Annotated in this window: 13 protein-coding genes, 1 tRNA gene and 1 other RNA gene; 10 read left to right on the top strand and 5 right to left on the bottom strand. The window is 70.9% G+C overall.

The genetic code is table 11. The features are described from left to right. Positions 1–25 precede the first annotated feature (25 nt). From EJG53_RS19020 to EJG53_RS19010, 3 genes are all read right to left on the bottom strand, one after another. A complete protein-coding gene (locus EJG53_RS19020) occupies positions 26–319 on the bottom strand; it encodes a hypothetical protein (RefSeq protein ID WP_244955214.1) in 294 nt (97 codons plus the stop codon). Between the two features lie 46 nt (positions 320–365). Next, positions 366–923, bottom strand: coding sequence for a glycoside hydrolase family 25 protein (locus EJG53_RS19015; RefSeq protein WP_125045848.1), 558 nt, complete (start codon positions 921–923; stop codon positions 366–368). Between the two features lie 376 nt (positions 924–1,299). Next, entirely contained in the window at positions 1,300–2,190 is an 891-nt protein-coding gene (locus EJG53_RS19010; protein ID WP_125045847.1) for a DUF72 domain-containing protein, read from the bottom strand. Between the two features lie 95 nt (positions 2,191–2,285). On the opposite strand from EJG53_RS19010, the gene EJG53_RS19005 reads away from it, so the two are divergent. After that, on the top strand, positions 2,286–2,681 hold the full coding sequence (locus EJG53_RS19005) for a GNAT family N-acetyltransferase (protein WP_125045846.1): 396 nt from the start codon (positions 2,286–2,288) through the stop codon (positions 2,679–2,681). A gap of 81 nt (positions 2,682–2,762) precedes the next feature. Here EJG53_RS19005 and EJG53_RS19000 read toward each other — a convergent pair whose 3' ends face one another. Together EJG53_RS19000 and EJG53_RS18995 are read right to left on the bottom strand one after the other, a co-directional pair. Continuing rightward, positions 2,763–3,515, bottom strand: coding sequence for a DUF4232 domain-containing protein (locus EJG53_RS19000; RefSeq protein WP_125045845.1), 753 nt, complete (start codon positions 3,513–3,515; stop codon positions 2,763–2,765). Positions 3,516–3,773: 258 nt separating this feature from the next. Next, positions 3,774–3,861 (bottom strand) — tRNA-Ser (locus tag EJG53_RS18995). 141 nt (positions 3,862–4,002) lie between these two features. Here EJG53_RS18995 and ffs point away from each other — a divergent pair. The 9 genes from ffs to EJG53_RS18950 all read left to right on the top strand — a co-directional run bounded on the left by ffs (position 4,003) and on the right by EJG53_RS18950 (position 14,102). Further along, an RNA gene (ffs, locus tag EJG53_RS18990) (signal recognition particle sRNA small type) lies at positions 4,003–4,101 on the top strand. A 52-nt stretch (positions 4,102–4,153) separates the two neighbouring features. Next, complete coding sequence (locus EJG53_RS18985; protein WP_125045844.1) at positions 4,154–6,823, top strand: DNA polymerase III subunit gamma and tau; 2,670 nt, start codon at positions 4,154–4,156, stop codon at positions 6,821–6,823. 250 nt (positions 6,824–7,073) lie between these two features. Then, positions 7,074–7,430 carry a YbaB/EbfC family nucleoid-associated protein gene (locus EJG53_RS18980; RefSeq protein ID WP_107058815.1) on the top strand — a complete coding sequence of 119 codons (357 nt, stop codon included), beginning with the start codon at positions 7,074–7,076 and terminating at the stop codon, positions 7,428–7,430. Positions 7,431–7,643: 213 nt separating this feature from the next. Next, entirely contained in the window at positions 7,644–8,243 is a 600-nt protein-coding gene (gene recR, locus EJG53_RS18975; RefSeq protein WP_003984655.1) for a recombination mediator RecR, read from the top strand. After that, positions 8,236–8,901, top strand: coding sequence for a DUF5063 domain-containing protein (locus EJG53_RS18970; RefSeq protein ID WP_125045843.1), 666 nt, complete (start codon positions 8,236–8,238; stop codon positions 8,899–8,901). Before recR ends, EJG53_RS18970 begins: the two co-directional genes overlap by 8 nt. A 387-nt stretch (positions 8,902–9,288) precedes the next feature. After that, positions 9,289–10,560: an aspartate kinase gene (locus EJG53_RS18965; RefSeq protein WP_031012973.1), complete on the top strand. Its 1,272-nt coding sequence runs from the start codon at positions 9,289–9,291 to the stop codon at positions 10,558–10,560. Further along, complete coding sequence (locus EJG53_RS18960; protein ID WP_174856426.1) at positions 10,557–11,660, top strand: aspartate-semialdehyde dehydrogenase; 1,104 nt, start codon at positions 10,557–10,559, stop codon at positions 11,658–11,660. Before EJG53_RS18965 ends, EJG53_RS18960 begins: the two co-directional genes overlap by 4 nt. Before the next feature lie 556 nt (positions 11,661–12,216). Beyond that, complete coding sequence (locus EJG53_RS18955; RefSeq protein ID WP_031012969.1) at positions 12,217–12,792, top strand: SigE family RNA polymerase sigma factor; 576 nt, start codon at positions 12,217–12,219, stop codon at positions 12,790–12,792. Beyond that, a complete protein-coding gene (locus EJG53_RS18950; RefSeq protein WP_125045842.1) occupies positions 12,789–14,102 on the top strand; it encodes a DUF4232 domain-containing protein in 1,314 nt (437 codons plus the stop codon). Before EJG53_RS18955 ends, EJG53_RS18950 begins: the two co-directional genes overlap by 4 nt. The last annotated feature ends 6 nt before the right edge of the window (positions 14,103–14,108 follow it).

Here is a 14,108-nt window from a genome sequence, read left to right as displayed (position 1 = left end):
TATCGCCACGGCAGTACCGTCCGGTTCACGGCCGCACGTATCCCCGTAACCCGTATGGGCCGTACTCCCGTGCGCCCGCCCGCAATCGGGCCAGCAGCCCGGCCGCCTGCCTCCGCGCCTCACGCAGCCACACCGACCGCTCCACCTCGGTCGAGTCGGAGACCGTACGGAAGACGTGCCGCCGGACGTCCGTGACCCCGACGTACGGCAGCACGCACGCCGCCCAGATCTGCCGCAACGGGTCGCCGAACTCCCGCCGCTCGCGCTCGGCGGGCGTGTCGGACGTGTTCAGCACCAGCGCGCGGCCGGCCCGCAGCAAGCCGACCGGCTCACCGTCCGCCGTCCTTCCCGGACTCCCTCCCGGGCTACTTCCCGACGGTGGCCCACTTCTTGAGCGCGTCACGGTTCTCGAACCTCGCGACGTTCTTGTCCAGCGGCCGGTCGGTGTGCTGGTGGAAGAGCCACTTCCCCTTGATCCGCGGCTTGCCGGGGCTGACGTAATCGGCGATCCACAGCCCGTCCGCGGCGTACGACGAGGTGTCGTGCCCTTTCCAGAAGGACACGTTGGTGTACAGCAGTACGCGATGGCTCGGGGCCAATTTCTGCACCTCGCGCAGGAACTGGTCCTTCTGCGCCCCGCTCGCGTGCGTACCGGCACTTGTCGTTTCCCAGTCGGCGGCGAGCACGTCACCTTCCTTCGCCCCGCATTTCTCGACGAAGTACTCGGCCTGGGCAGCGATGTTCCCGGGCCAGAGGAAGTGGTAGAAGCCGACCACACACCCCGCTTTCCGGGCCTTGGCCGCTTGATCCGCCCGGTGCGGGCTGGCGTAGGAACGCCCCTCGGTGGCCTTGATGAACACGAAGTCCAGGCCGGCCGTTTCGTAAGAGGACTGGTGAGCGGAGATGTCGACGCCGTGCAGCATGAGATGCCTCTCGGTGGTGGGAAGGGCAAAAGGAAGCGATGGCGATGATGTGAGCGAGGACTCCGGAAGGCCGCGTCGCCGGAACGCGAGGACGCAGGACATCGCGCCGCCAGGCCAAAAGGCCAAGCAGCAACAGGGCAAGGGGAACCCAGGAATCCAGGCCCACAACCCGAGCCCAAGGCATCACAGAATGCGAACCTGACCCCCGCCTAGCCCACTCCCAGCCCCGCTCCTTCTCCCAACGCCACTCCCTCTCCACACCCTCCTCAGCACGCCTCCCTCATACATTCCCCATATTCCCCGCGTGTCATCCCCAACCGTCCCGAGCCACCGTGGCACTCGCGTGCGCCCCCACCCTCACTTCACCCCTCGCCCTTTACCGCACCCCCTCGGGCAGGCCGAGCAACTCCCGCATCGACTCCGCGGCCCGAACGGCCGCGTCCGCACAGCAGTTGTTGAACAGCACGTGCACCAGTTCGGTCCGCTCCGCCATCCCGCGAAGGCGCGGCACCCACTCCGTCAACTCCGCCTCCGTATACGTGTAACGGAACCGGTCCTCCTTGCTCCCGGTGCCCCACGCGGCATTACGCCCGTGAAAGCGCACCACCGCGAGCCGGTCGTCCGTCACCGGGGTGACCGGGGGTATCGACACCGGCAGCGTCTGCACCATGTCCACCGCGACGGCAGCCACGCCCAGCTCCGTCAACATCGCTGCCGTGGACGCCTGCCGCTTTCCGTCCCGCCACCATTCGGGGTGCCGGAACTCCACCGCGACCGGCCACCCTTCGGTCCGCTCCCGGCACCGCCGGAGAAAGGCCTCCGCCCGCGCGCCCGGCGCGAACCACGGCGGAAACTGGAACAGCAACGTACCGAGCCGCCCCGCCTCCCGCAGCGGCTCCAACGCTCCGCTGAACCGCTGCCACACCTCGTCCAGCAGCCCACCGTCTTCCGCATCGGAACCCTCCCTGCGACGCACAAAGGTGGACCGCAGATCCACGGGCAACGCAGCAGGCCGCGTCGGGTGCCCGGTGAGCAACGAAAACGCCTTCACGTCAAAGCGGAAACTCTCCGGCGTGCGCTCTGCCCACAGTCGGCTGTTGCGCTCACTCGGCAATGCGTAATACGTCGCATCGACCTCCACCACCGGAAACCGCCCGGCGTAATGCCGCAACCGCCCCTCGGGATCCCGCCGCCCCGCTGGATACCACCCACTCGAAACCAGCGCCCGATCCGTCCACGAACACGTCCCGACCAAGATCTCACCCATGCCACCCGGCTACCCCGTCCCGCCGCCCCCACCGGAGCGACAACGAGACGTGCCCTCCCGCCCCGAACTCCCGCTCCGACTTCTAACCTCCCGCCATGACCGTCACCTATGAATGGCGAGGCGACTTCGACAACGAGGCCGTCAACGCGCTGCACGCCGCAGGGTTCGACCACCCGCCCCTGAAGATCGACTGGCTGTCACAGCTACGCCGGCACAGCCTCGGCTGGGTCTGCGCCCGGGAGGACGACCGGCTCGTCGGGTTCGTCAACGTGGCGTGGGACGGCGGCGTCCACGCGTTCGTCCTGGACACCGTCGTGGACCGGCGGTACCGGAGGAGCGGAGTCGGTACGGGCCTCGTCGCCCGGGCCGTACAAGAGGCCCGCGCCGCACAGTGCGAGTGGCTGCACGTCGACTTCGACGACGACCTGAAGCGCTTCTACTTCGACGCCTGCGGCTTCACACCGACGGACGCCGGGCTGATCCAGCTCTGAGGCGACCCGCGCACGCCGAAGGCCCCGACCGCGAACGGTAGGGGCCTTTCGTGCGGCGCGCGGTGAGCGACCGGCGGGTGATCAGTTGGCGATACCGACCGGGTGGGCCTTGATCTTCTCGTCGTACGGACCGGCCAGCTTCGGCGCATTGGCCGGCCACTTCAGGGACACGCTGTGGGTCTCGTTCGGCGGCGTCACGATGAGGTGGGTCGGGGTGGCCATGTTGCCGCCACTGGAGTCGACCGAGTACGAGATGCTGAAGGTGGCGGTGTCCCCGGCCCGCAGGTCGGTGATGCGGGGCTGCTCACCGCCGCGGTGGACCGGGGCGGAGGTGCCGTCGGCGTCCTTCAGGTCGACACCCGCGAAACCCGTCACCGAGCAGGTCCGCCCACCCTTGTTCGTCATCTGAACGGTGACATCGCCCGTCTCCTGGTCGGGCGAGCTGTCCACCGCCTCCATGGTCAGCTCGCTCGTACGGCAGAACTTGCCCTTGCCCCCGCCCTTCGCCGCGCCGCCGCCGGATCCGGCCCGGGACGGGGCACCGCCACCGGAACCGGCGCGGGGCGCGCTGCCCTCGCCGGAACCCGGCTTGGCACTGTCCGGCTGTGCGTCGCTGCCCTGCGCCGCTCCGCCATCGGAACCCGCACCACCGGACCCGGCGGACCCCGCCCCACCGGCCTCGGCGGCAGCGCCCGCCTGGCCCCCGGCCTTAGGGGCGGCGGCGTCCGACCCGGAGCAGGCGGTCAGGGAAAGCGCGGCGGCCGCGGTCAGGGCAGCGGCGGCGACGCGCAGGGTGCGGCGGCGAGCGGTGCGGTCAAAGGTGCCAGCGTTCATTTCGGGTCCCCCGGGGAAGTCGGTGTCGGGCTGTCCTCCGTACGACAACCACTCTGGGCGGGGCCACTACCGCCCGGCTGCCGCTCCGCTAACTTCCGGCTAATACGGGGGTGAGCAGGGAAAAGACCGCGCCTCCGCCCCCGGCTGCGGCTACCGGGACCGCTCCACCGACCGACCGAGACGACAACCGAGCCGGAACGCGACGAAGGCCCCCACCGCGAACGGTAGGGGCCTTCGACGTAGTGCCCGGTGAGGCACTGGCGGAGGATACGAGATTCGAACTCGTGAGGGGTTGCCCCCAACACGCTTTCCAAGCGTGCGCCCTAGGCCACTAGGCGAATCCTCCGCCGCAAACAATACAAGACGTTGAGGGGTGCTCGCGAACATGATCCGCCGGAGGGGGTCGGGAGTGATCGCGAAGAGGGGTGGGAGTGATCTTGGGGTGGGGTGGGGTCGTGCGTGGGGCGGGGGATCCGCTAGGGTTGGGCGCAGCCCCTCACGTGGCGCTATCTCACCGAACTCCCCCAGGGCCGGAAGGCAGCAAGGGTAAGTGAGCTCTGGCGGGTGCGTGGGGGGCGTTTGCGTTCCTGGGATCGGGGGCGGCCCGGTTGTCGGTGCGGGCCGATATCGTCGTATGCGTGTCGTCCCTTGCGCTGTACCGCCGCTACCGTCCCGAGACCTTCGCTCAGGTCATCGGGCAAGAGCACGTGACCGATCCGCTCCAGCAGGCCCTGCGGAACAACAGGGTCAACCACGCGTATCTGTTCAGCGGGCCGCGTGGGTGCGGCAAGACGACCAGTGCGCGCATCCTGGCGCGCTGTCTGAACTGTGAGAAGGGTCCCACTCCCGATCCGTGCGGGGAGTGCCAGTCGTGTGTGGATCTCGCGCGCAACGGGCGGGGGAGCATCGACGTCATCGAGATCGACGCGGCTTCGCACGGTGGCGTGGACGATGCCCGTGAGCTGCGGGAGAAGGCGTTCTTCGGGCCGGCCGGCAGCCGGTACAAGATCTACATCATCGACGAGGCCCACATGGTCACGTCGGCGGGCTTCAACGCGCTGCTCAAGGTGGTCGAGGAGCCGCCGGAGCACCTGAAATTCATCTTCGCGACGACCGAGCCCGAGAAGGTCATCGGGACGATCCGGTCGCGTACGCATCACTATCCGTTCCGGCTGGTGCCGCCGGGGACCCTGCGCGACTACCTGGGCGAGGTGTGCGGGCAGGAGGACATCCCGGTCGAGGAGGGTGTGCTGCCGCTCGTGGTGCGGGCCGGGGCCGGGTCCGTGCGTGACTCGATGTCGGTGATGGACCAGTTGCTCGCCGGCGCGGGCGACGCGGGTGTGACATATGCCATGGCCACGTCCCTGCTCGGGTACACCGACGGGTCGCTGCTGGACTCGATCGTGGAAGCGTTCGCCGCGGGGGACGGGGCGGCCGCCTTCGAGGTCGTGGACCGGGTCATCGAGGGCGGCAACGACCCGCGGCGGTTCGTGGCCGACCTGCTGGAGCGGCTGCGTGACCTGGTGATCCTGGCGGCGGTGCCGGACGCGGCGGACAAGGGCTTGATCGATTCGCCCGCCGATGTGGTGGAGCGGATGCAGGCCCAGGCGTCGGTGTTCGGGGGAGCGGAGCTGGCGCGGGCCGCCGATCTGGTCAATGCGGGGCTGACGGAGATGCGGGGGGCCACCTCGCCGCGGCTCCAGTTGGAGCTGATCTGTGCGCGGGTGCTGCTGCCCGCGGCGTACGACGACGAGCGCTCGGTGCAGGCGCGCCTCGACCGCCTGGAGCGCGGGGCGAGCACGGCCGGGCTGAGCGTCGGCGGGCCGGTGACGACGGGGGTCGGCGGGCCCGAGGTGGAGTACGTGCCGGGGCCGGGCGGGCATGCGGGGATGCCGGCGGTTGGGGCGGCTGGATCGGCTGCCGGGGCGTCTGCTGGGGCGCCTGCTGGGCCGGCCGGTCCGGCTGCCGCGCGTGCTGCGGTGCGGGGGATGAGTGGTGCCGGGGCCGGCGCCGGGGCCGGGAATGGTGCTGGGGCTGGGGCGGATGTGTCTGGAGTGCCTTCCGGTGGGGGGCCGGTGGAGTCTGCGGGGGCGGAGGCTGCGGCTGCCGCGCCGGGGGCTTGGCCGGGTGCCGGGAATGCGAATGCCGGAGCCGGCGCCGGGGCTGGAGCAGGAGCGGGTGCCGGTACGGGGAATGAGCAGTCGGCGCAGCCTGGAGCTTGGCCTGGTCAGGGGGGCGGCCAGGGAACCGGGCAGAGGCAGCCGGGTGCGTGGCCGGGGCAGCAGGCGGCCGGGGGAGCGGCCGGACAGCGGCAGCCCGGTGGGTGGCCCACGGCGACGGCGCCTGGGCAGGCCGGCGGCCCGGGAGGCGCCGGGGGTGCCGGTGGCTCTGCCGGTGGTCCTGGTGGCGGTGTGCAGGCCGGTGCGGGGACGTCCGGGCAGCCCGGTCAGTCCGTACCCGTACAGCACGGGCAGCAGCCTCAGCAGGCCGCTCAGGGTGGCGGGAGCATGGCGCAGGGTGCCGCGCAGGTGCGGCAGCTCTGGCCGGAGATCCTGGAGGCGGTGAAGGGCCGACGGCGCTTCACCTGGATCCTGCTCAGCCAGAACGCGCAGGTCGCCGGCTTCGACGGCACGACGCTGCAGATCGGCTTCCCGAACGCCGGAGCCCGGGACAGCTTCGCCAACGGCGGCAGCGAGGACGTGCTGCGCCAGGCGCTGGCCGACAAGTTCAACGTGCAGTGGAAGGTCGAGGCGATCGTCGACCCGTCCGGGGGCACCAATCCGCCCGGCGGGCCCGGTGGGGGCGCGCCGCAGGGCGGCGGCTTCGGCGGCGGCAATTTCGGCGGTGGCGGCGGCTTCGGCGGCCCCTCCGGTGCTCCGGCGCCGACGCAGGGCGGCGGGCCGGGGGGACCGTCCGGTGGTGCGCCGGCCGGATCCGGATCCAGCTCCGGATCCGGGTACGACGCGAGCGGCGGCCAGGGCGCGCAGATGGCGCGGCAGGCGGTGGCTCCGACGGGTGCCGCGTCCGGTGGCGGTGGCGGTGGCTACGGGAACGGCGGCGGTGACGGCGGCAGCGGCGGACCCAGCGGTTCCTACGGGGCCGGGGCCGGGACCGGTGCCTCCGGGCCTGCCGGTGGTGGCGCTGCCGAGTCCGCGTACCGCGAGCCGGAGCCCGCGCCGGTGTCGATCGAGGACGACATGCCCGCCGAGGACGACCCCGACCTCGTCGACTCCGCGCTGAGCGGACACGACCTGATCGTCCGCGAGCTGGGCGCGACGGTGGTCGAGGAGTTCAACAACGAGTACTGAGCGGTAACGGGTGATGGGCGGTGAGGAGTGTGGAGCGGGCGTGGCGGTTGTTCGGCGTGGCTGTGCCGAGCGTCCGTACCGGGCTCGCTGATCGGGTACCGGCGTGTGTCGGACGGCTGCCGGTGGCTGCCGTCCGGCTGTCGGCCAGGCGTGCGGCCGTGCTCCTCCGTACGGCGTAGGGCGTCACGCCGTTCGAGCACGTAGGCTCGGGCTACCGCACCAATCGTTGTCGTACGGCAGGAGTCACGTAGTGATCCCCGGTGGTCAGCCCAACATGCAGCAGCTGCTCCAGCAGGCCCAGAAGATGCAGCAGGATCTCGCGGCGGCCCAGCAGGAGCTGGCCGAGACGCCCGTGGAGGGCTCGGCGGGAGGCGGCCTGGTCAAGGCGACCGTGAACGGCTCCGGTGAGCTCCAGGGCCTGGTCATCGACCCCAAGGCGGTGGACCCCGAGGCCGGCACGGCCGAGGAGAACGCCGAGACGCTCGCGGATCTCGTCCTGGCCGCCGTGCGGGACGCCAACGCCAGCGCCCAGCAGCTCCAGCAGCAGAAGCTCGGCCCGCTCGCCCAGGGGCTGGGCGGCGGCGGCATCCCGGGCCTCCCCTTCTGAGCCGTCGGCCGCAGGCCATTGGCTGTCGGCCACAGACCGTCGGTCACCGGCCGCCGGCCGGGAAGAAGCAGGAGAACGACGCAGGCTCCGGCTCCGGCTCCGGAACCCCCGTTCCGGACTCCCAGGAGCCGAAGTCGTCGGAAGATGGGTCTCCCTTTCCGGGGAGGAGACAACTAGCGTACGCAGCACGGCAGAAGAGAGAGAAGACATTCCGTGTATGAAGGCGTGGTCCAGGATCTGATCGACGAGCTGGGCAGACTGCCCGGCGTCGGTCCCAAGAGCGCGCAGCGGATCGCCTTCCACATTCTTCAGGCCGAGCCGACCGACGTCCGCCGGCTCGCGAACGCGCTGATGGAGGTCAAGGCGAAGGTCCGGTTCTGCAGCGTGTGCGGCAACGTCGCACAGGACGAGCAGTGCCGGGTCTGCCTCGACCCGCGCCGCGATCCGGCGGTCATCTGTGTCGTGGAGGAGCCCAAGGACGTCGTGGCGATCGAGCGGACGCGGGAGTTCCGCGGCCGCTACCACGTGCTCGGCGGGGCGATCAGCCCGATCGAGGGCGTGGGCCCCGACGATCTGCGGATACGGGAACTCCTGGCCAGGCTCGCGGACGGCACGATCACCGAGCTGATCCTGGCCACCGACCCGAACCTGGAGGGCGAGGCCACGGCCACGTACCTCGCGCGCATGGTCAAGCCGATGGGCCTGCGGGTGACGCGGCTGGCCAGCGGACTGCCCGTCGGGGGCGATCTGGAGTATGCCGACGAGGTCACGCTCGGGCGGGCCTTCGAAGGGAGGAGACTTCTCGATGTCTGATGCCAGGCTGCACGACGCCACGCGGGATCCGGACGATTTCGCCGTTCAGATCTCCGACTCGATCGAGAGCTTCATCGTCGCGGTCACCGAGGTGGCCAAGGGTGACGAGCCGGACAGCGCCGTGCCGTTCCTGCTGCTGGAGGTCTCCCAGTTGCTGCTGACCGGCGGCCGTCTGGGGGCGCACGAGGACATCGTGCCGGACGAGCGGTACGAGCCCGACGTGGGCCCGGAGCCGGACGTCGACGAGCTGCGGGAGCGGTTCGCGCGGCTGCTGGACCCGGTGGACGTGTACTCCGAGGTCTTCGACCCGTACGTACCGCGCAGCGCGCCCGTCGCGTGCCGGATCTCCGACGACCTCGCGGACCTCATCACGGACCTGCGGCACGGCCTGGCGCACTACCGGGCGGGGCGGGTCAGCGAGGCGCTGTGGTGGTGGCAGTTCTCGTACCTGTCCAACTGGGGGCCGACGGCGAGCGCGGCGCTCCGCGCGCTGCAGTCGCTGGTCGCCCACGTACGGCTGGACCAGCCGCTGGACGAGCTGGACGGCCTGGACACGGACAGCGACGCGGCGGACGGCGACGAGGAGCGGCTCGCCGAGGAGGCCGGCAAGGTCATGGCGGCGGAGATCGCCGGGCCGCTGGGGCTGCGCGGGGTGTGAGAGGGCCGGGTGGCCGGGTACGCGTCCCAGCAGACCCAGCCGTGTACGGCGCCCCAGGGCGGCCCATGGCAGCCCAGGACGGGTAGGCGCGCGCAAGGCGCCCCCCGGCCGGTTTCGCCCCCCACGGCGCCCGGAACACCCACCGAACCCGGTGTGACCTGGGTTACCTTTCCGTGTGCCCTTGTGAGAAGCGGGCATGTGCTGGCCGAGCGGGCGCAACGGCGCGCCCACGCCGGTCCACGGACGTTCGCGACGTGAGCACTGTGTCTCACCATGTGGTATTGGCGAGGCGGATTCCGCCTGCTCGTTAGACTGAGCCGACCGCAGTACCCCCATTTCCGGGGGTCCGGGAGGAAACTCCCGAAGAGACAGTTGCGAGGAGCGCACGTGGGCCTTGTCGTGCAGAAGTACGGCGGCTCATCCGTTGCGGATGCCGAGGGCATCAAGCGCGTTGCCAAGCGAATCGTCGAGGCCAAGAAGAACGGCAACCAGGTGGTTGTGGTGGTCTCCGCGATGGGCGACACGACGGACGAGCTGATCGATCTCGCGCAGGAAGTGTCCCCGATCCCGTCGGGGCGCGAGTTCGACATGCTGCTGACCGCCGGAGAGCGGATCTCCATGGCCTTGCTGGCGATGGCGATCAAAAACCTCGGTCACGAGGCGCAGTCCTTCACCGGGAGCCAGGCCGGTGTCATCACCGACTCCGTGCACAACAAGGCACGGATCATCGATGTCACGCCGGGCCGCATCAAGACGTCCGTGGACGAGGGCAACATCGCCATCGTCGCCGGCTTCCAGGGTGTGTCCCAGGACAAGAAGGACATCACCACGCTGGGGCGGGGCGGCTCGGACACCACCGCCGTCGCGCTGGCCGCGGCGCTGGACGCGGACGTCTGCGAGATCTACACCGATGTGGACGGCGTCTTCACCGCCGACCCCCGGGTCGTGAAGAAGGCCCGGAAGATCGACTGGATCTCGTTCGAGGACATGCTGGAGCTGGCCAGCTCCGGTTCCAAGGTGCTGCTGCACCGCTGCGTCGAGTACGCCCGCCGTTACAACATCCCGATCCACGTCCGCTCGTCCTTCTCCGGACTGCGCGGCACCTGGGTCAGCAACGAACCGCAAGGGGACCAGCCCATGGAGCAGGCGATCATCTCGGGCGTCGCGCACGACACCTCCGAGGCGAAGGTCACGGTCGTCGGCGTCCCGGACAAGCCGGGCGAGGCCGCGACGATCTTCCGCGCCATCGCGGACTCCGAGGTCAACATCGACATGGTCGTGCAGAACGTGTCGGCCGCCTCGACGGGTCTGACCGACATCTCCTTCACGCTGCCGAAGGACGAGGGCCGCAAGGCCGTCACGGCGCTGGAGAAGACCAAGGCGTCGGTCGGCTTCGACTCGCTCCGCTACGACGACCAGATCGCCAAGATCTCGCTGGTCGGCGCCGGTATGAAGACCAACCCCGGGGTGACCGCGACCTTCTTCGAGGCGCTGTCCAACGCGGGCGTGAACATCGAGCTGATCTCGACCTCCGAGATCCGCATCTCGGTCGTCACCCGCGCGGACGACGTCAAGGAGGCCGTGCAGGCCGTGCACAGCGCCTTCGGTCTCGACAGCGAGAGCGACGAGGCCGTGGTGTACGGCGGCACCGGTCGATGACGACCCCCTTCTCGGGTACGGCTACGGGCCGCGTGGGTGACCGCGCGGCCCGTAAGCCGCATCTGGCCGTCGTCGGTGCCACCGGCGCCGTCGGCTCGGTGCTGCTCGGCATCCTCTCCGAGCGGGCCGACATCTGGGGCGAGATCCGGCTGGTCGCCTCTGCCCGTTCGGCCGGCCGCAAGCTGGCCGTACGGGGCGAGGAGGTCGAGGTCCTCGCGCTGGCCGAGGAGGTCTTCGACGGTATCGACGTCGCGGTGTTCGACGTACCGGACGACGTCTCCGCGCAGTGGGCGCCGATCGCCGCAGCCAAGGGCGCGGTGGTCGTGGACAACTCCGCGGCGTTCCGGATGGACCCGGACGTGCCGCTGGTGGTCCCCGAGGTCAACGGGCACGCGGCACGGGTACGCCCGCGCGGCATCGTCGCCAACCCGAACTGCACCACCCTGTCGATGATCGTCGCCCTGGGCGCCCTGCACGCCGAGTACGGGCTGAGCGAGCTGATCGTCTCCTCGTACCAGGCCGTCTCGGGCGCGGGCAAGGACGGCGTGGACACGCTGCGCTCCCAGCTCGCCGCCGTCTCCGGTACGGACCTGGGCACCACCCCCGGCGACGTACGGCGGGCCATGGGCGACACGCTCGGCCCGTTCCCGGCGCCGGTCGCGCTCAACGTCGTGCCGTGGGCCGGGTCGTTGCAGGAGGACGGCTGGTCCTCGGAGGAACTCAAGGTCCGTAACGAGTCGCGGAAGATCCTGGGCCTGCCCGGCCTGCGGGTCACCGCGACCTGCGTACGGGTCCCGGTGATCACCACGCACTCGCTGACCGTGCACGCGCGCTTCGAGAACGAGGTCACGGTCGCCGGGGCGCACGAGATCCTGGCGTCCGCGCCGGGCGTCGTGGTCTGTGACGACCCGGGGGCCGGCGAGTTCCCCACGCCCGCCGACGTGGTCGGCACGGACCCGACCTGGGTCGGCCGGGTACGGCGGTCGCTGGACGACCCGAGGGCGCTGGAGCTCTTCGTGTGCGGGGACAACCTGCGCAAGGGCGCGGCGCTGAACACCGCGCAGATCGCCGAGGTGGTCGCGGGGGAGCTGACGGCGTAGGCCGGGGGCCCCGTTCGTGGTCCCGGAGCCGGGAGCCCGTAAGCCGGTGGCCGGCCGCGCGCCGTCCGGACCCGGCGCACGGTCTCCGTACCCGGTGTGCGACGCTCGTTGGCCGGGAAGCGTCGACCGTGGCCGAGGAGTGCCTTTTTGGAGCAGCTACTGACCCGATTGGTGCTGTCACTGATCCGCTCAGGAGATACCTTGTGAGTTGTGTGAAGGTCCTGTGAGCGACTCGTTGGTCCAAACCACTTGAACTGGCCCGACGCCGTGTTCGACTATTCGCTCCCCCTTACTGCAACCGGTAGTTGGGCGGGGAGCGTCTTTGTGGCCGCCCCTCAAGGGTGTCCATGGACCTGTGGGACAAATGGGGTATTGGGGAAGAGCTGGTACGCATGAGGGCATTTGACCCGCCGTCAAAGACGGTGTCGTGCGCGTACAACCCTGATGGGGGGAAACGTGTCCAACAGGCGTGGCAGAGGTATTCGGCATCGCGATCGCCCCAGGGGGCTCCGGCGGCACAGCAGTGCGGCCGTTGCGGCCCCGCATGCCCGGGGGCATGCCGGTGATCGCCCCGTGGCCTGCCGCGCAGCCCGCGCAGCTCTCCCCTCAGCGTGGGGACACTGACGACGCGATGGCTGCGGGCACGACTGTCGACCATCTCACCGAGACCTACCGCGCGCACTACCGATCACTGCTGGGCCTGGCCGCGCTGCTGCTGGACGACACCGCCTCCTGCGAGGACGTCGTCCAGGAAGCCTTCATCCGGGTGCACTCCGCCCGGGGCCGGGTGCGCGATCCCGAGAAGACCCTCGCCTATCTGCGCCAGACAGTCGTCAATCTCTCCCGTTCGGCGCTGCGCCGCCGCATCCTCGGGCTGAAGCTGCTCTCCAAGCCGATGCCCGACATGGCGAGCGCCGAGGAAGGCGCGTACGACCTCCTGGAGCGCGACCAATTGATCAAGGCGATGCGGGGGTTGCAGCGCCGTCAGCGCGAGGTCCTGGTCCTGCGGTACTTCGCGGACATGACCGAGGCCCAGGTCGCCGAGACGTTGGGGATATCGCTCGGTTCGGTGAAGGCGTACGGCTCACGGGGTATCGCGGCGCTGCGCGTCGCCATGGAGGCTCCCGCATGAGTGGCAAGCAGTTCGGCCCGTACGACCCGCAGGACCGGCACGGCCCGTGGAACTCCCGTAACCACGGGGAGCCGCGGCACCCGCAGCACCAGCAGGACCGGCACGGCACACAGGACCAGCACGACGCACGGGCCCCGCAGGGCTCCCAGGACCCGCAGAACTCGCAGAGCCCACAGACGCCGAAGGAATCGCCTGACCCGAAGGACGAGCCGCAGGATCCCCGGGAGACCGGGCCGGAGGGCCAGTCCGGCCAGGACACCGGCCGCGGCGTCGGCGAGGACGAGCTGCGGCGCCTGCTGCACTCCGCCGTCGGCGACCTGGAGCCAGCCCCCGACTCGCTCGAACAGCTACGCCGCGCGGTCCCGGCCCGGCGCCGGCGCCGCCGCCACGCCGTGGTCGGCGCCGCCGCGGCCCTCCTGCTCGGCGGCACGTCCATCCCCGCGATGGTGCACGTGGCCAACTTCGCCGACGGTCCCGAGGACCGCCCCGCCAACGCCGCCAGTTCGCAGCGCACCCCGGGCGGCACCAAAGGCACGCACGGCGAGGGCACCGAGCACAGCGGCAAGCCGCCGGCCGGGCGCGGCGGGAAGAAGTCCGACCCGGGCGGCAAGCCCGCCGAACCCGGCAAGAGCCCGGACGCGGCGGACAAGAAGCCCAGCGCGGGCACCGGCACGCCGTACCCGTCCGGGACGATGGACGTCACCTCGCCCGCCTGTTCGCGCGCGCAGCTCGGCAACGGTGTCAGCTCGGTCGGCCCCGCCGACGCCAATGGCCGCGTCTACGGCTCGTTCCGGGTGGTGAACACCTCCGACACCGCGTGCTCGGTCGAGGGCGGCGGCGAGATCGGCGTGCTCCCGCAGGGCGGTACGGACAGCTCGCGCGTCAGCGTCGTCGACCACACCGCGGGCGACGCGGCCCCCGCTCTGCCCGACCCGATCACCACCCCGGACCAACTGGTGCTCAAGCCGGGCCAGGCGTACGAGGTCAAGTTCGCCTGGGTCCCGGCGGAGGGCGGCGGTACGACCGGCTGCTCCGCGCCGCCCCCGTCGCCGACCCCGGTGCCGTCCAAGGCGCCCGGTGAGAAGTCACCGGACTCCTCCACGTCGGTGTCCGGCGAGGGCGGCGGGAGCACCACGGGCGGCAGCCAGGCCGGCGGCAACGAGGGCACCCCGGGCGGCGGCTCCAACCCGCCGGGCGGCATCGTGCTCAGCCACACGCCGGAGGCCGGGGAGCCGGCCGCGGCGGACGTCAAGCTTCCGGACGCCTGCGCCGGGACGGTGTACCGCACCGAACCCCTGCCGGCGCAGTAGCGGTCC

Source organism: Streptomyces chrestomyceticus JCM 4735 (assembly GCF_003865135.1).
GTDB classification, from domain to species: Bacteria; Actinomycetota; Actinomycetes; order Streptomycetales; family Streptomycetaceae; genus Streptomyces; species Streptomyces chrestomyceticus.
The sequence above is the reverse complement of the archived record's forward strand: the minus strand, read 5'-3'. Positions and strand labels throughout refer to the sequence as shown.